The sequence below is a fragment of the Rhodococcus sp. 05-339-2 genome, assembly GCF_002258965.1.
Classification (GTDB): domain Bacteria; phylum Actinomycetota; class Actinomycetes; order Mycobacteriales; family Mycobacteriaceae; genus Rhodococcoides.
Genome location: NZ_NOYW01000016.1, coordinates 699,792 through 716,308 on the forward strand (window position 1 = coordinate 699,792; position 16,517 = coordinate 716,308).

General features: G+C 64.8%; 16 protein-coding genes and 1 riboswitch. Of the genes, 10 read left to right on the top strand and 6 right to left on the bottom strand.

The window, feature by feature from the left end:
- Positions 1-4: 4 nt before the first annotated feature.
- The 4 genes from CH273_RS17050 to CH273_RS17065 all read left to right on the top strand — a co-directional run bounded on the left by CH273_RS17050 (position 5) and on the right by CH273_RS17065 (position 4,184).
- Positions 5-1,270, top strand: coding sequence for a 3-isopropylmalate dehydratase large subunit (locus CH273_RS17050; RefSeq protein ID WP_371828380.1), 1,266 nt, complete (start codon positions 5-7; stop codon positions 1,268-1,270).
- Entirely contained in the window at positions 1,267-1,815 is a 549-nt protein-coding gene (locus CH273_RS17055) for a 3-isopropylmalate dehydratase small subunit (protein WP_032396827.1), read from the top strand. Before CH273_RS17050 ends, CH273_RS17055 begins: the two co-directional genes overlap by 4 nt.
- On the top strand, positions 1,812-3,131 hold the full coding sequence (locus CH273_RS17060) for an MFS transporter (RefSeq protein WP_032396826.1): 1,320 nt from the start codon (positions 1,812-1,814) through the stop codon (positions 3,129-3,131). The genes CH273_RS17055 and CH273_RS17060 overlap by 4 nt, the downstream gene beginning before the upstream one ends.
- An 81-nt stretch (positions 3,132-3,212) precedes the next feature.
- A complete protein-coding gene (locus CH273_RS17065; protein ID WP_032396825.1) occupies positions 3,213-4,184 on the top strand; it encodes an NAD-dependent epimerase/dehydratase family protein in 972 nt (323 codons plus the stop codon).
- Positions 4,185-4,348: 164 nt separating this feature from the next.
- On the opposite strand, the gene CH273_RS17070 is transcribed toward CH273_RS17065, so the two are convergent.
- Complete coding sequence (locus tag CH273_RS17070; RefSeq protein ID WP_032397298.1) at positions 4,349-4,915, bottom strand: TetR family transcriptional regulator; 567 nt, start codon at positions 4,913-4,915, stop codon at positions 4,349-4,351.
- Positions 4,916-5,032: 117 nt separating this feature from the next.
- Between CH273_RS17070 and CH273_RS17075 the strand changes: the two genes are divergently transcribed.
- Positions 5,033-6,616, top strand: coding sequence for an MFS transporter (locus tag CH273_RS17075; protein ID WP_032396824.1), 1,584 nt, complete (start codon positions 5,033-5,035; stop codon positions 6,614-6,616).
- A gap of 63 nt (positions 6,617-6,679) precedes the next feature.
- Here CH273_RS17075 and CH273_RS17080 read toward each other — a convergent pair whose 3' ends face one another.
- The 3 genes from CH273_RS17080 to CH273_RS17090 form a co-directional block, all read right to left on the bottom strand.
- The gene (locus CH273_RS17080; RefSeq protein WP_052050039.1) at positions 6,680-7,438 is read right to left on the bottom strand and encodes a GTP pyrophosphokinase; all 759 of its coding nucleotides are present in this window, start codon (positions 7,436-7,438) and stop codon (positions 6,680-6,682) included.
- A 413-nt stretch (positions 7,439-7,851) separates the two neighbouring features.
- Positions 7,852-8,007, bottom strand: a complete 156-nt coding sequence (locus CH273_RS27760) for a DUF6131 family protein (RefSeq protein ID WP_094611554.1) — start codon at positions 8,005-8,007, stop codon at positions 7,852-7,854.
- Between the two features lie 93 nt (positions 8,008-8,100).
- Positions 8,101-10,053 carry a helicase-related protein gene (locus CH273_RS17090; RefSeq protein ID WP_032396823.1) on the bottom strand — a complete coding sequence of 651 codons (1,953 nt, stop codon included), beginning with the start codon at positions 10,051-10,053 and terminating at the stop codon, positions 8,101-8,103.
- 48 nt (positions 10,054-10,101) lie between these two features.
- Between CH273_RS17090 and CH273_RS17095 the strand changes: the two genes are divergently transcribed.
- From CH273_RS17095 to CH273_RS17105, 3 genes are read left to right on the top strand one after another with little or no spacing between them, the layout of a single operon-like run.
- Positions 10,102-10,815, top strand: a complete 714-nt coding sequence (locus tag CH273_RS17095; RefSeq protein WP_032396822.1) for a type 1 glutamine amidotransferase — start codon at positions 10,102-10,104, stop codon at positions 10,813-10,815.
- 9 nt (positions 10,816-10,824) lie between these two features.
- Positions 10,825-12,003 (top strand): alpha-hydroxy-acid oxidizing protein, encoded by a 1,179-nt coding sequence (locus CH273_RS17100; protein ID WP_032396821.1) that lies wholly within the window; start codon positions 10,825-10,827, stop codon positions 12,001-12,003.
- Complete coding sequence (locus CH273_RS17105) at positions 12,003-13,298, top strand: alpha-amylase family glycosyl hydrolase (protein ID WP_032396820.1); 1,296 nt, start codon at positions 12,003-12,005, stop codon at positions 13,296-13,298. The genes CH273_RS17100 and CH273_RS17105 overlap by 1 nt, the downstream gene beginning before the upstream one ends.
- On the opposite strand, the gene CH273_RS17110 is transcribed toward CH273_RS17105, so the two are convergent.
- The gene (locus CH273_RS17110; RefSeq protein WP_032396819.1) at positions 13,288-13,602 is read right to left on the bottom strand and encodes a hypothetical protein; all 315 of its coding nucleotides are present in this window, start codon (positions 13,600-13,602) and stop codon (positions 13,288-13,290) included. The two genes, CH273_RS17105 and CH273_RS17110, sit on opposite strands and share 11 nt — an antisense overlap.
- Before the next feature lie 105 nt (positions 13,603-13,707).
- Positions 13,708-13,800, top strand: a riboswitch (TPP riboswitch).
- A gap of 48 nt (positions 13,801-13,848) precedes the next feature.
- Between CH273_RS17110 and CH273_RS17115 the strand changes: the two genes are divergently transcribed.
- Both CH273_RS17115 and CH273_RS17120 read left to right on the top strand, forming a co-directional pair.
- Entirely contained in the window at positions 13,849-14,610 is a 762-nt protein-coding gene (locus CH273_RS17115; RefSeq protein WP_032396818.1) for a 3-oxoacyl-ACP reductase, read from the top strand.
- A gap of 1 nt (position 14,611) precedes the next feature.
- Positions 14,612-15,880: an LLM class flavin-dependent oxidoreductase gene (locus tag CH273_RS17120; RefSeq protein WP_032396817.1), complete on the top strand. Its 1,269-nt coding sequence runs from the start codon at positions 14,612-14,614 to the stop codon at positions 15,878-15,880.
- A gap of 6 nt (positions 15,881-15,886) precedes the next feature.
- Here the strand turns inward: CH273_RS17120 and CH273_RS17125 are convergent, their stop codons facing one another.
- Positions 15,887-16,474 carry a TetR/AcrR family transcriptional regulator gene (locus CH273_RS17125; protein ID WP_032396816.1) on the bottom strand — a complete coding sequence of 196 codons (588 nt, stop codon included), beginning with the start codon at positions 16,472-16,474 and terminating at the stop codon, positions 15,887-15,889.
- Between the last annotated feature and the right edge of the window lie 43 nt (positions 16,475-16,517).

A 16,517-nucleotide genomic window follows, 5' to 3' on the forward strand; every position in this document is an offset into this window, starting at 1 on the left:
CGGTATGAGTTCCGACGCACTGACGATGGTCGAGAAGATCCTCGGCCGAACCTGTGATGCCGATGTGGTGCACGCCGGAGAGAATCATGCCGTGCGACCCGCACGGATGATCGCCTACGACTTCCCGGGCTACACCGACGTGATGTTCCGGCAGATGCGCGAGGACTTCGGCATCACCGAACTCGACGACCCGGCGCGATACGTCGTCTTCATCGACCACATGCTCACCAAGAAGAACGCCAAAGAACAAGCGGTGCACCAGATCACGCGAGATTGGTGCGAGTTCTACGGCATCGAACTGCACGAGGGTCGCGGCATCGGTCATCAACTCACCGCCGAACTCGGACTCGCGACGCCAGGAGATTTCCTCGTCCACTTCGACGGGCACATCAGCGGAATCGGTGCCTTCGGTGCACTCGGTTGGGGCATCCGGCGCGATCTGATCGAGGCCTGGGTGACAGGACAGCTGTACGTCGACATCCCGGCCACCACCCGGTTCGACCTCGTGGGTGAGTTCGGCCCCGGCGTCGACAGTCGCGATCTCGTCCACACGATCATCGACCTGGTCGGTGCGGACGGGTGCGCCCACCAGGTCATGGAGTTCGGTGGTCCCGGAGCGCGGTCGATGAAGATCGACCACCGCCAGGGACTGTGCGGGATGGCGATGTTCACCGGAGCGGTCTCGGCGATCTTCGAACCCGACGAGCTGTCGCTCGCCTACGCCCACGACGTCGCCCGGCACGCGTTCAGCCCCGTGCTCCCCGACGATGGCGCCACCTACGCGGCCCGCCACACCATCGACCTGTCCGCCATCGTTCCGCAGGTGGTGCAGCCCGGCTCGGCCCGTGCCGCCAACACGCATACCGCCGCCGATCTGGCCGGAATACCGATCACAAAGGCGTTCATCGGGTCCTGTGCCAGCGGCCGCATCGAAGACTTGCGCGCGGCGGCTCTGGTGCTCGACGGGCGGACGGTCGCACCCGGGGTCGAGTTGAACGTGGTGCCGACCTCGCAGAAGGTGCACGATCAAGCCGAAAGCGAAGGGCTGCTGGACATCCTGCGTTCGGCGGGCGCGCATATCGCGGTGTCGAGCTGCGACTTCTGCTTCGGATACCAGAAGCCCCTCGCGGCCGGCGAGAACTGCATTTCCACCGGGGTGCTGAACATCTCCGGGCGAATGGGTAGCTCCGACGCCAACATCTACATGGGTTCACCCTTCACAGTTGCGGCCAGCGCCCTCGCCGGGACGATCGCGCAGGTGGGGTCATGAGCGCATACCCGCCCCCGCCCGACGTCATCGACGGCGCAGTCGCGTGGATATTCGGCGACGACTTCGACATCGATCTGGTGGTGGGCGTCGCGAACATCAAGTCCTACGACCCCGATCACCTCAGATCGGTCTGCATGGCGGCGTACGACCCGGATTTCGTCGATCGAGTTCGCCCCGGAGACATCATCGTCGGTGGGCGGAACTTCGGCTACGGACATCCGCACTATCCGCCGATGGTGGCGTTGCGCAACCTGGGCATCAGTGCCGTTGTGGCGGAATCGTTCTCGCCCGGATTCTGGCGCGGCGAAACCTTCAACGGTATGCCCCTGATCACCGTCCCCGGAATATCGGACGCGGTGGCCGTCGGTGACAAAGTCGGACTCGACTGGCGTCGGGCCGAGGTGTCGAAGCCGGACGGCACCACGATCACCGGTCATCCACCCAATGCCCGCACGGTCGCCGTCATCGAAGCAGGAGGGTCGTACGAACTGCTTCTCTCCGAACACCGAAGCAAGCAACCACTCACAGAAGGATCAGCGCGATGACGAACACCGAACACTCCCGCGCAGGAGTCGCACCGCCCAAGGCGGACACCACGACCGCGCGCCGAGCTGCGCTGGCCGGAGGTGTCGGCACGCTCATCGAGTATTACGACTTCGCGGTCTACGGCTTCCTCGCCGTCGTCATCGCACCGCTGTTCTTTCCATCCACCAGCCCCGGCGTATCGATACTGGCGACCTTGGCGGTCTTCGGCGTCGCCTACGTCGCCCGTCCGCTCGGCGGAATCTTCTTCGGAAGACTCGGAGACCGTAAGGGTCGTCGGCACGCCCTCGTCATCACCGTGGTGTGCATGGGCGTCGCCTGCGGCATTCTCGGCCTGCTGCCGACGCACTCGAGCGTCGGCGTGCTGGCCCCGGTTCTGCTGGTCATCGTCCGGCTCGCCCAGGGATTCTCGGCGGGCGGTGAGATCGGCGGTGCCGCAACCTACATCGCCGAATCGGCACCGCCGAACCGTCGTGGATTCTTCGGTTCGTTCACGCCGGTGGGATCGACACTCGGCTTCGCCGTCGCTGCCGCCGTCGTCGGGGTCGTCGCTCTGATCACGACCGACGAACAAATGTCGTCCTGGGGATGGCGCATCCCGTTCCTGCTTGCTCTGCCCCTGGCGTTCGTGTGTCTCCGTGTCCGGCTGAAGCTGGAGGACAGCCCGGAGTTCGAGGAAATGGCAGCCAAGAACGAGGTAGCCAAGAGCCCGTTGAGTGACGTGGTGAGGAAGCAACCGTGGTCGGTGCTCCGCGTCGTCGGCATCGCGATCGCGATGAACGGATCCGGATACATCGGACTGACCTACTTCAGCGTGTACCTGATCAACGACCTCGGGTTCTCGAAGGACTCGGTGTACTGGACGTCGGCGGTGGCAATTGCGTTGGCCTGCGCCACTTTTCCGTTGAGTGGGATGCTGACCGACAGGTTCGGCCGCAAACCGGTACTGCTGTTCGGCTATGTGGCCTACGTGATCATCGCGCTACCGGTCTTCATGATTCTCGGTGCCACGTCGAGCATTCTGATCGTCGGCGTCGTCTACTTCGTCTACATGGTGCTCAATGGCGTCGTACAGGTTCCGGCGTTCCCGCTGTTCACCGAACTGTTCCCGCGATCGGTTCGCTACACCGGAGTGTCGTTGGGCTTCAACATCGGAACGATCGCCGCAGGCGGAACTGCGCCGTACGTTGCTGCACAGTTGGTCGAATCGACCGGCAACGCCATGTCACCGGCGTACTGGGTGATGGGCGTGTGCGCCATCGGTGTTGCGACGGTGCTGACCATCAAGGAGACCGGCCACAGCACGCTCCCCGTGTAGCTGGAGCTACTCTGCTGTCAGCAGCGATCCCATCAGGCTGGTCGACGGCAGCGCGGACCGGATGACCGGCACACTGGGTACATGAAGCTATTGGTCCTCGGCGGCAGTGAGTTCGTGGGGCGAACTGCCGTCGAACATGCTCTCGATCTGCAGTGGGACGTCACGGTACTCAATCGCGGCACGACCCCGTCGGATCCCCGGGTCAACCAACTCCGTGGAGACAGACGCGCGACCGGTGGGCTGAATGCGATTCGAGAAGGTAACTGGGACATGGTGTTCGACACCTGGTCATGGGAGCCGAGCGCCGTCGAGCAGTCGGCAACGATGCTCGTCGGTCGAGTCGATAGCTACATCTACGTCTCGAGCCGATCCGTGTACGACGCGCCCGAGGCAGGAGCGAACGAGACCTGGCCGACGGTCCACGGGCCCGGCGAGGACTATGCGCGATGCAAACTCGGCGGTGAGCAGGCCGCTGCTGCAGCGTTCGGCGCTCGAGCGCTGCTGGTCCGCGCCGGGCTGATCCTGGGACCCTACGAAAATATCGGCCGACTTCCCTGGTGGCTGAACCGAATCGAGCGAGCAGGGGATGTGCTCGCGCCCGGACCCGCCGACCTGGCACTGCAATATGTCGATGCCCGCGATCTCGTTGCCTGGAGTCTGGATGCAGCCGCCCGGGGTCTCGGCGGCGCGTACGACGTGGTGAGCCGGCCAGGTCATGCCACGATCGACGACGTTCTGCAGGCCTGCATCCAAGCCACCCGCTCCGATGCTCGGCTGTGCTGGGTGGAGCCGGACGTACTCAGCGCTGCAGGCGTGCAGCCGTGGACGGAGCTCCCGATCTGGATTCCGCCGGGGGCCGACCATGATTCGCTGCACGCATCCGACGTATCGAAGGCATTCGCTGCAGGGCTCCGGACTCGTCCGATTCAGGAGACCATCGCCGACACGTGGATGTGGTTGCAGTCGCTGAACGGGCGGACGCCGATGAGGGACGATCGGCCGCCCGTCGGACTCTCGGCCGAGCGTGAGGCGGCAATTCTGGCGGGGCGGTGAACTCGGCAGACGCGCGCGAAATCGTCGGACGCGTTCGGAATTGCCACAGGATCGGTGTCGAAATCGCGCGCCTATGACGAATGCGCGCGCGTTTGCGGGAAAGCCGGCCCCACTAGCCCACTATTCGCCACTCTCGACCCAAAGCTAGAGAGCGTTAGACAACGCTACGGAGCGCAGAGTCGTCGTACTGCGCCCTCGATGATCGACGCCCGACGCTGGTGTTCGGTGTCGTCGACGGCTCCGCAGTCGTTACCCGGCGCGGTCATCCACGACGAGGTTATGCCGAAGATCATGGTGAACAGATCGTCGACGGTGAACGCGTCCGAGATCGTCCCCTTCTTCTGTACCGCGGCCACAGCCGTTCGTCGCTCGGCGAACACCGATCGGACCTTCTCCACGCCTGCCGCGCCCTTGCCGCCCTGAAGTTGCGTCCACAGCAGCAATCGGTGTTCCTCGGGGTGCGCGGCGAAGTGCAGGTACTCGCGGGCGGCGTATCGCCCCAGATCGTCGGCGGTGAACGGAACCGATTCGAGAAATCGGGTGAATCCGTCCTCCATCACGGCTCGGAACAGTGCTTGCTTGTCGCCGAAATAGGCGTACAGGCGTTCCTTGCTGGCCTTGGCGGAGACGGCGATGCGATCCACTCGTGCTCCGGCCAGTCCGTGCTCGGAGAATTCTGCGCGAGCGGCGGCGACGATGCGGGCGCGGGTTGCGCTGGCGTCAGGCTTCATGACGGCCACGATACCGCCTACCAACTAGTTCGTTTGACACCTCGGACGGCATCGCCTACCTTTTCGATCGGGACATTTTCGTGCCCGAGAATCGACGAGTACGAGTGGGGTAGAAACATGTCGCAGCTCTCCGAGCGAGAATCGCCGGATCTCAACCCGAACTACGAGCGCCGATGGCTGGTGCTCTGCATCGTCGCCATCACGCAGCTCACGATCGTGCTGGACGGCACCATCGTCAACATCGCGCTGCCGCAGGCCCAGCTGGACCTGGGTATCAGCGACAGCAGCCGCGCCTGGGTCATCACCGCCTACGCGTTGTCGTTCGGCGCACTTCTGCTGCTCGGCGGACGCATCGCCGACTACTGGGGACGCAAGCGCTCGTTCATCGTCGGCATGGCAGGCTTCGCAGTTGCCTCCGCAATCGGCGGACTCGCCCAGGAGGGCTGGCAGCTGTTCATCGCGCGCGCCGGCCAGGGCGTCTTCGCCGCACTGCTCGCACCGGCAGCACTGGCCATCCTGACGGTCACGTTCACCGACACCAAGGAACGAGCCAAGGCATTCGGCGTGTTCGGCGCGATCGCCGGTGGCGGCGCAGCCGTCGGCCTGCTGCTCGGCGGAGTGCTCACCGAATACGCGAACTGGCGCTGGTGCCTGCTCGTCAACATCCCGGTCGCCGTGGTTGCCATCGCTGCCGCGGTGCCGTTGGTCAAGGAAAGCAAGGCGCACGGAGACACTCGCTACGACCTGCCGGGCGCGATCCTCGTCGCACTCGGGCTGGCATCGCTGGTCTACGGCTTCACCGAAGCCGAAGACGGCTGGGCGACGGTACCGACCATCTCCTTCATCGCCCTCGGCCTCGCTCTTCTCGCGGCCTTCGTCGTGGTGGAGTCGAAGTCGGACAACCCGTTGCTTCCGCTCAGCGTGCTGCTCGATCGAGACCGCGGTGCCGCGTACATCGGATCCGCCGTCATCGGTGCCGCACTGCTCGGCGGCACGTTGTACCTCACGTTCTACTTCCAGATCGTGCTCGAGATGAGCCCGGTGATCGCCGGCGTGGCGTCGCTGCCGATGACCGGTGGAATCCTGATCACCGCTGCGATCGCCTCCGCGCTGGTGCCGAAGATCGGGCCCAAGCCGCTGATGACCGTCGGTCCCGTCGTCTCCGCGATCGGCCTGCTGCTGCTCACGCAGATCGGTGTCGACACCTCGTACTGGACGCACGTCCTCCCGGGCGTCGTGCTGCTCGGCCTCGGTCTCGGTCTGCTGATGGTGCCGATGCAGAACGTCGCGCTCATCGGAGTGCCCGATCACGACGCAGGTGCCGCATCCGCGCTGATCAACGCCACTCTGCAGGTCGGCGGCGCACTCGGCGCGGCGGTGTTCACCACGGTGTACACCTCGTCCAAGTCGACGTACCTGGCCGAGAACCCGGCACCGACTCCGCCTGCCGGAGTTCCTGCCGAGGCTCTCGCGAGCCAGGAGATTCCCAGCGACGAAGTACTGGCCGCGTTGCCGGAGCCGATCCGAAACTTCGTGCTGGCCACCATCGACCACGCCTTCGCAGCCGAGGTCTCGGGTTACGCCTGGGCCTTCGGGACCGCCGCGATCCTCGTCGCGCTGGTGTGCCCGGTCGTGTTGGTGCTCGTCCGCGCGAAGAAGGACGACCTGCCCGTCGGCGACACCCCGGTGCACATCGGATAGGTCACGCAGGACGAACCCCGCTGCTCACCCGTCGAGCAGCGGGGTTTGTCGTAGTGCGGGTCTCTACTCCGGGTCGATCGCGTCGGCCTGCGCGGTGAGCAGCATGTGCAACAACTCCGGCGGCAATGCCAACGGTGGCATCGAACCGAGGGTGATGGAGTTCTCGGCATCGCCGTTGAGCTCCGTCACCTCGTCGTGCAGTCTTTCCATCTTCTCGTCGAGCTTGTTCGCGCTCTCGGCGGCCTCGGTCAGTTCGGCCAGCAGAGTGGGCGGAATTTCTCCGCGGTACTTGTAGAAGATCTTGTGTTCCAAGCTTGCCCAGAAATCCATCGCGATGGTTCGGATCTGCAGCTCGACGAGCACCGGTTGGACGCGGTCGGACATGAACACCGGAATCTCGACGATCAGGTGCAAACTCTTGTAGCCGTTGGGTTTCGGATTCGCGATGTAGTCCTTGGTCTCGACGACGCGCACATCGCTCTGGCTACTGAGCATGTCGGCAATGCGGTAGGTGTCGGAGATGAAGCTGCAGGTGATGCGCACACCCGCAACGTCGAAGATGTTCTCGCGGATCGCGTCGAGATTGAGCGAGCACTTCTTCCGTTGCGCCTTGTCGATGATGCTCTCGGGCGTCTTCAACCTCGACGAGACGTGTTCGATGGGGCTGTAGCGGTGTATGTGGGTGAATTCCTGCTTGAGGATGTTGATCTTGGTGATCAGCTCGTCGATCCCGAACTTGTAGCTCATCATGAATCGCGTGAAATCGTGCCTGAGTCGACCCAGGTCGACCGCGGTTTCACTGTTCTTCATGACCTCGTTCATGAACACGATTGTCCACGACGGCAGGTCGGGCGCGCGCGGCGCGCGAATCGAAGCTTGCATCACTGCACGACGGGCCCAGTTCGGGGGTGAATCTCACGACGCCACAGGACTGGCACTGATGCGTCCGGTGATGTCCGAGTTCACACGAACATGCCCGCGAACCGACGAGAACCGACCCTGCGACGAGCCGATGACCGTTGCCACAACGCTTCGGTGCTCTCTCGGCCCATCGATCCCCGACGCGATAGAGCGAGCCGGCCGCAGGCTCGGGTTCGACTGCCATTGCGTGCGACCGCCTTCGAGAATCCGTACAGTCCGCTCTGGACCGCCCGAAGTGGCTCCGCTGGCCGCATCGCCAACTCCGGGGGCACGCTCAGACTAACAGAAATCGAACGTGTGTTCTAACGTGTGGGTCAAAACCACGTCTTGCGGCCACCGACTGCGCGCCCCATCGAACCGAGCAGCGTCAGAACCGCGCCGACGACCACGAGGATGATGCCGATAGTCGTCAGAATTGATATGCCGGCGAAATAACCGATGAGTGCGAGGATGATTCCGAGAACGATCATGACTACTCCTGGTGCATCTGTGAGCCCGCTACCGACGAATGCCGATGGGACCGAACGTACCCGCGTCAGGTGGAGGATCGATCACGATTGCCGTTATTTTCCGGCGTCGACTTTCGCCGCGAGGAAGGCCTCCGGGTCGATCAGATCCGCCTGCCCCACGATCGATCCCAGGTCTGCTATGCGCTCGATGCCGGTGAGAACCATCTCTTCTTCGACCGTGCCCTCGGCGTAACCGTAGTAACAGGTCGAGGTCGTGTGGTTGTGGTCCTTGTCGATTCGGTTCGCACGCCCCTCGATCTGGCGAATGTCGATCGGTGTCCACCTCGGGTCGTGAATCAGCGTCACGCGCGGGGCCAGGGTCGAGACCGTCCCCTCGGGCAGCAGTAACTCGTTGGTGTGCAGATTGATTGCACTGGTGGTGGTCGACACGATGACCGACGCCGCCCCGGTCTGGAAACGTCTGATCGATGCCTCCTGCTCGGGGCTGCTCATGGAGCCGTCGACCACGGCGACATCGAGACCCTCGTCCCGCAGAGTCTGCGCGAGCGCGGCGACCGACTCGCGGTAGAACATCGAGACGAAAACCTGATTGCCTGCCTTGACCCACGTCCGTACCTGGTCCGCGGACGCGGGAATGCGCAAGTACGAGCACTTCTGGCGAAACCGCAGCGTCGCCGCGCGAGTACTCGGGTTCTTCTGCAGCACGCGCTTTCCGCCGACGGCCTTCCAGATCGGCAGCCCGACTTCCTTGCGATAGTCCACCCATGCCGAGTTGTACAGCCGCTTCTGGGCGGCAGTGAGTTCCTGTCCGAGCGGTTCGCGGGGCGTCGGTGGCGAGGGACGCGAAATCGACCACGGCACAGTGCCTCCGGACAGCCAGCCGTGTACGGCCGCGATGTCACGTGCGCGGCGGGCCGCGTCCTCGGGCTCCCAGCGCCACGTCGTCAACCCCGTCGTCGCCTTGCCCGCCTTCACGGCGAACCCGGATTCGATGAGGAACTCGGCCCACTTCATCGTCACCGCGTACCCGAGGTACTCCTCGTCGCCCAGGATCTCGACGCCGCGACTGCGCTCCACCGCCCGAGCCATGTACGCGAAGTGCAGCGGCTGATAGCCGGGCGTGGCAGACATCCACACCACCGAACGGGCCGCCTCCTGATACCGCCAGAGAATCTGCGACTGTTGGGATTCGATGTTCATCAGCGCATGCGACTCGTCGGCGATCACCACGTCCATGTCGAACCGCAATTCACCGAGCGAGATGGTCCGTTTGTTCTGTGTCCGTTTGCGTTTGCCCAGATCGGTCTCCGGCGGAACCGACAGGAGCTTCTTCGTCGATTGGTAGGTGATCAGCAGCCAACGCTTGCGCTCGGACGGCTCTATGTCTGCCTCGCTGTCTGCGATGGTGCGACGCCACCCCGGCAGCGCGCCCTTGGGTGCGACCACCAGCACCGTGCCGATCTCGGCCGCCGACATCTGCCGGACGGTCTCGCACACCGCGAGCGTCTTGCCCAGACCCGTCGAATCCATCTGCGCGAAGTACGGGAAACCGGCCTCGAGGGCGGCGAGATGGCGCCCGACGGACTCGAGTTGGGTGTCGCGAGGCTGCATCGCCCGCTCCCGCACAGCTTCGTCACGCCAATTCTCGTTCGCGTCGTCCTCGAGCCACCGCTGCAGGCTGTACGGCATCGACTCGTACGGCTGCAGATACTCCGGCAACTCGGTGCCGTAGTACGCGAACACCCGAGGGCCCGGATACCAGCGCGCTCCGGCAGCGCCTGCCGCCGACCGATCCTCGAACGGCACGTCCAGCACCCAGACGCGCTCACCGGGATCGGGTACCCGCAGATCGGGGGCAGCAGTCTTGCGCGGCGAGGTCTTGCGCGGAGCGGCCCGCTTGCGTGGTACGGCTTTTTTCGGAGCAGCGGCCTTCTTCGGTGCCGGCTCACCGTTCTTCGCGGCCGCGAACTTTCGCGCAGCGCTGCTCTGCCCGGCCTTGACGGTGCGGGCAGTGGTGGATCGGGCTGTGCGTCTACGAGGTGGCATCGGATCCAGTCTGTCGTACGGTGTGCACGAACACCGTAAAGGAGCCCTGTGACATACACGAACGACCCGCGCGCCGTAGTACTCGTCCACGACCGCGACCCGGCTCTCGCGCGACGCGACATCGGCACCCTCGACGCCGAATTGCGCAGCAGGGGTTTCCAGTTGGACGTGCACTCCTTCGATCACAGTCCCGACACCGCGCCGCCGTCACTGTCCGAGGCGCAGTTGCTGGTGGTCATGGGCTCGCCCGACGCTGCGTACGACGACACGCTGACCTGGCTCGCACCGGAAATCGCATACGTACGGCAGGCCATCGACGCGCAGGTCCCGATCCTGGGTGTCTGCTTCGGAGGTCAGTTGCTCGCTCGGGTGCTCGGCGGCAGCGTGCGCAAGTCCGAGCATCCCGAGTACGGTTTCGTCGACGTCGAGTCGTCCGATCCCGAGCTCGTCGCCGCCGGCCCGTGGATGGAGTTTCACGGAGACACCTTCGTCGCTCCCCCGGAGGCGACGGTGATCGCCCGCAACGGGGCCGCACAACAGGCGTTCGTACACGGACCGCACCTCGGACTGCAGTTCCACCCCGAAATCGACCTCGACACGTACGACGCGTGGGCGGCCGCATGGGACCGTGACGGCGTCGAACACGAGGTGGACGTGCACGAGATTCGCCGAGCCATCGCCGACGCCGAGCCTGCAGCTCGGTTGCGGTGCTCGGCTCTGCTGGACTCGTTTCTCGCCCGAGCCTCGGCGGTGCCCCGGTAGGGTCGAACGATGACCGAGGCCAGGCCCAGCAACTTCAGCGATCACCAACTCGGCATCTACGCCGCCGGGATGTTCGCGCAGCAGACACCGTCGATCACCACCAACCTGGCGCGGCTGGAGGATCAGGCTGCCGAGAAGCTCTCGCCCGAGGCTCTCGGCTACATCGTCGCCAGCGCGGGCAGCGGGTCGACGGCGCGGGCGAACCGCGCGGCATTCGACAAATGGGCGATCACGCCGCGGATGCTCCGCAGTTCGGCCTCGCGTGATCACGCGTGCACCGTGCTCGGCACCGACATGCCCGCTCCGTTGCTGATCGCACCGGTGGGGATCCAGACCCTCGCCCACCCCGACGGCGAGCTCGCGACGGTTCGCGCGGCTGCGGAACTCGGTGTGCCGTACATACATTCGACGCAGGCATCGCATTCGTTCGAGCAGGTCGCCGAGGCGGGTGGCGACGCTCCCCGCTGGTACCAGCTGTACTGGCCGACGGACGAATCGGTGCTGCTGAGCTTCCTGCAGCGCGCAAAGGATTCCGGCTTCACCGCCCTGGTGCTGACCCTCGACACGACCCTGTTGGGTTGGCGGCCCGCCGATCTCGACCGCGGGTATCTTCCCTTCCTGGCCAACCTCGGCATCGAGAACTACCTCAGCGATCCGGCGTTCCGGGCCGGACTGGCCCAGCCCGTCGAGGAGAACCCCGTTGCCGCCGCGATGCATTGGGCGCAGATGTTCCCCAACCCCGGGCTGTCGTGGAAGAACCTCGCGTTCCTGCGGGAGCATTGGGACGGTCCGATCGTGCTCAAGGGAATCTGCACCGTCGGCGACGCGCGAGAAGCCGCAGCGCACGGCGTCGACGGCATCGTCGTCTCCAATCACGGTGGTCGTCAGATCGACGGGGCAAGAGCCTCACTGGACGCATTGCCCTCGATCGTCGACGCCGTGGGCGAGCAACTGACAGTGTTGTTCGACTCGGGCGTACGCACCGGAGCCGACATGGCCAAGGCCCTCGCGCTCGGGGCCGATGCGGTACTGCTCGGCCGACCGTTCCTCTACGGACTCGCACTCGGTGGACAGGAGGGCGTGGCGCACGTATTGCGTTGCCTGCTAGCTGAATTCGACCTGGTGACCAGCCTGTCCGGCCACACCGGTGCGGGCGAGCTCGGCCGCGACTCGATCATGGAGTCCTGATGGAGTGGACGAAGCACGCCATCTGGTGGCATCTGTACCCACTCGGATTCACCGGCGCACCGGTCCACGGCTGGGACGGTGAATCCCAAGCGGAGCTGCACCGGCTGAACAGAATCGAGAAGTGGCTCGACTACGCACTCGAGCTCGGCGCGTCGGGCATCGCCCTCGGTCCGATCTTCGAATCCGAGAAGCACGGCTACGACACGGTCGACTACCACCACGTCGACGGCAGGCTCGGCACCGACGAGGACATCGACTCACTGATCGCCGCAGCGCACTCACGCGGCCTGAAGATCATGTTCGACGGCGTCTTCAACCATGTGGCACAAAGCTTTCCGAAGTTCCGTCAGGCCCTGGCCGAGGGACCGGACTCCGAGGCCGCAGGGTGGTTCCATCTGGATTGGTCCGGCGACGAGCCGACGCATCGCAACTTCGAGGGGCACGACGAACTGGTTGCGCTGAACCACGAGAGCCCACACGTGCAGCAGTACGTCGTGGACGTGCTCTCGCACTGGCTCGAACGCGGCGTCGACGCCTGGCGACTCGACGCGGCCTATGCGGTGCCGCCCCGGTTCTGGGCCGCGGTGCTGCCGAAGGTGCGCGAAAAGTATTCGGATGCATACTTTCTGGGCGAGGTCATCCACGGCGACTACGACCGAATCGTCTCGGCCTCCACGCTGGATTCGGTGACCCAGTACGAACTGTGGAAGGCCATCTGGAGCGGACTGAGCGAGAAGAACTTCTTCGAGCTCTCGCACGCATTGGAGCGGCACAACGGGTGGCTCGACGCCTTCGTACCCGCCACATTCGTCGGAAACCACGACGTCAATCGCGTCGCCAGCGTCATCGAGGACGAGCGACATCTGCTGCACGCGTTGGTGGTTCTGTTCACGGTGGGCGGTATGCCGATGATCTACTACGGCGACGAGCAAGCGTTCCGCGGCATCAAGGAAGACCGCGTAGGCGGCGACGACGACGTGCGTCCGGAGTACCCCGAATCCCCGGACGATCTGGCCCCGTACGGCTGGCCTGTGTTCCGAATTCACCAGGAGCTGATCGGGTTACGACGCCGAAACCCGTGGTTGTACTCCGCCCGCACCGAAACTCTCGAGCTCACCAACACCGCACTCGTTTACCGAGCTTCTGCGGACGGCGAGTCGATCACCGTGGCACTGAATCTCGGCGACGACGCGATCGACTACGCGGTCGAGGGCAGGGAGGTGCTGGCCGGGGAAGCGGGCCTGAACGACGGGCGGGTGAACGTTCCGCCGCACGGCTGGGCGGTCATCGGTTGAGGGCCCTGGCCGCTTTCGCGCGGTCGAAGAACGCCAGCAGATGCGGCAGCTGTTCGTCGGTGACAGTGAACTTCATTCGGTCGCCCGAGTAGCCGATGCTGCCGTCGGATGTTCGCAGACCGAGGACGATCTTGGTGCCGTCCCGGGTCGGCTTCGCGTCCACGCCGAGCTGATCCACATGCCACCGACAGCGCCCGCCCGATGCGATCCTCACGGCGGCGTCGAACACCTCGACGGTGCGGTGGTCGAGAACGAAGATGACGTTCTCGTCGAGGCGATACTCCAGGTAGACGCGTTCGGCCATGGCGGCACAGTAACTTGTCATCGTCGTATTCGGGTATCTATCAACTGAGCTAGAGAGCCGTATCGACGGCAATGCAGCGTCCTGCCGAGACCGGTGGGTACAGTCGAGCGCGACACGGGGTGCCCCCAGGGGCTGAGAACACACCCGTCGAACCTGATCTGGTTAGGACCAGCGAAGGGAATGTCGTGACGTTCGGTATTCCTGTCCCCTCGTGACGGTCCCGACCTCGAACGAGAGGCGAGGCGCATGAAATTCGACGAGCAGACAGTGTTGATCACCGGCGGTGGACGCGGACTGGGCGCAGCGATCGCCGCGGCGTTCGCCGGTGAGGGTGCACGTGTGGTGATCGATTACCGCAACAGCAAAGATGCTGCCGAGGCGCTGGCAGACCGGCTCGGCGAGAACGCGATCGCAGTGCAGGGTGACGTCACCGACGAGTCGGCCGTCGCCGCGATGTTCGGCACTGCACGTGAGCACTTCGGCACCCCGATCACCACCGTCGTCAACAACGCACTGGCCGATTTCTCCTTCGACGGCGATGCCCGCCCCAAGGCCGACACCATCACCTGGGAGCGCTTCGACGCCCAGTTGCGTGGCAGCGTCCGCGCGGCGTTGCTCACCACCCAGGCTGCACTGCCGGGTATGCGCGAGGCCGGGTTCGGCCGAATCGTCAACGTGGGCACCAACTTGTTCCAGAATCCGGTGGTGCCGTACCACGACTACACGGCGTCCAAGGCGGCTCTGCTCTCCCTGACCCGCACTCTTGCCGCCGATCTGGGCGCGGACAACATCACCGTCAACATGGTCTCGGGTGGACTGCTGCGCACCACCGACGCCAGCGCGGCCACTCCGGCCGAGGTGTTCGACTTCATTGCTGCGTCGACTCCGCTGCAACGCGTCACCACCCCCGAGGAATTCGCCGATGCACTGCTGTTCTTCGCCTCGCCGTGGGCGCGGTCGGTCACCGGTCAGAACCTCGTCGTCGACGGCGGCCTGGTCAAGGACTGACATGCACCTCAACGCTTTTCTCTACGGTTGCGGGCACCACAGTGCGGCGTGGCGGCACCCCGATTCGCGGGTGGAGGACCTGGGCGACATCTCGTACTACGAGGAACTCGCGCAGCTCGCCGAACGGGGAAAGTTCGACGCCGTGTTCTTCGCCGACGGACATTCGGTTCGCGATCCCGCCGGGGCCGGCACCTGGTTCCTCGAGCCGATCACCGCGCTGTCGGCCATGGCCAGGGCCACCACGCGCATCGGGCTCGTCACCACGGTGTCGTCGACGTTCTACACCCCGTTCCATGCTGCACGCATGCTGGCGTCGCTCGATCACATCAGCGGCGGCCGGGCCGGTTGGAACGTGGTCACCTCCATGTTCGACGCCGAGGCGCGCAATCACGGAATGGACGTCATTCCGGCTCGTGAGGAGCGCTACGCGCGCGCCGAGGAATTCGTCGATACGGCTCTGGCGCTGTGGGATTCGTGGGATGCCGACGCGTTGACGCTCGATCGGAGCGGCAACTACGCCGATCCGGCCAAGGTGCACTCGATCGATCACGACGGCAAGCATTTTCGGGTCGACGGTCCGTTGACGGTACCGCGGTCTCCGCAGGGTCGTCCGGTCCTGTTTCAGGCCGGAGCGTCGGGGCCGGGCCGCGAACTGGCGGCCAAGTATGCCGAGGCGATCTACGCCGTCGCCTACGATCTCGTGGCAGCGCAACGCTATTACGAGGACGTGAAGACGCGGATCGACCGTGCGGGTCGCGACAGCGCGACGGTGGGGATCATGCCGGGACTGGTGACGTACATCGGGTCGACCATGGACGAAGCCCGCCGCAAGAAGGCCGAACTGGATCTGCTGCTCCCCACCGAGCAGTCGTTGGCGATGCTGTCGACATTCACCGGGCAGGACTGCGCTGCTTGGGAACTCGATGCTCCGGTTCCGACTCTGCCACCGGCAGCGGAGTTCACCGGACCGCAGGGGCGCTACGAGACGATTCTGCGGATCATCGAGAAGGATGCCCCCACGGTCCGAGAGTTGCTCGGCACCCTCGCGGCGGGTGGTGGACACGCCACGATGATCGGTACACCGGAGTCGATCGCCGACGAGATGCAGTCATGGATCGGCCGTGGTGCCGACGGGTTCAACCTGATGTGCCCTCGCTACCCGGACTCGCTCGTCGACTTCGTCGATCAGGTGGTCCCTATATTGCAGCAGCGCAGTCTCTTTCGATCGGAGTACACCGCGTCGACGCTGCGTGGGCACCTGGCTCACTGAGTGGATTCACCGAGCGGCCGGACCGAAGACTCCCCGATCGACGAACGCCACCAGAGCGTCGAGTCCTTGCTCGGGCGAGCCCTGCCACAGCCGGGCGAAGTTCTCCGCCGCACCGCCGATCAGCATCGCGGTGGTGGCCGGGGAGGCCGGTAGCTCGACGCCCGCCTTCTCGAAATTCGCGAGGCGGTTCACCCACGGCTCGAACTGGACCTGCGTGAATCGGTGCACTCGCTCGGCGAAGTCCGCATTGACGAGTGCGGCATCGCGGAGGGCATCGATCACCACGCGGTGTCGAGTCATCAACTGCCAGAAGACTTCCACGTGTGGTCGCATCGTGGGGCGGTCGCGGGCCGTCGGATCCTGAGTGGCGACGATGATGTCGGCATCCACACCGATTTGCTCGGCCAACGCCAGCAGTAGTTCGTCCTTGCCGGAGTAATGGTTGTAGAACGACCCCGCTGCGCGGCCGGCTTGCCGGGTGATGTCGACGATCTTGGTGTTGAGGTAACCGGACCGGGCGAACACGACGCGGGCAGCGTTCTCCAGCTCGATGCGCGTCTGTTCGGCCTGCTGCGCCCGGCTCGTGGCCGCCATCGTCACACCCTCCCTGTTGACACCTCTGCCGTCACGATACACA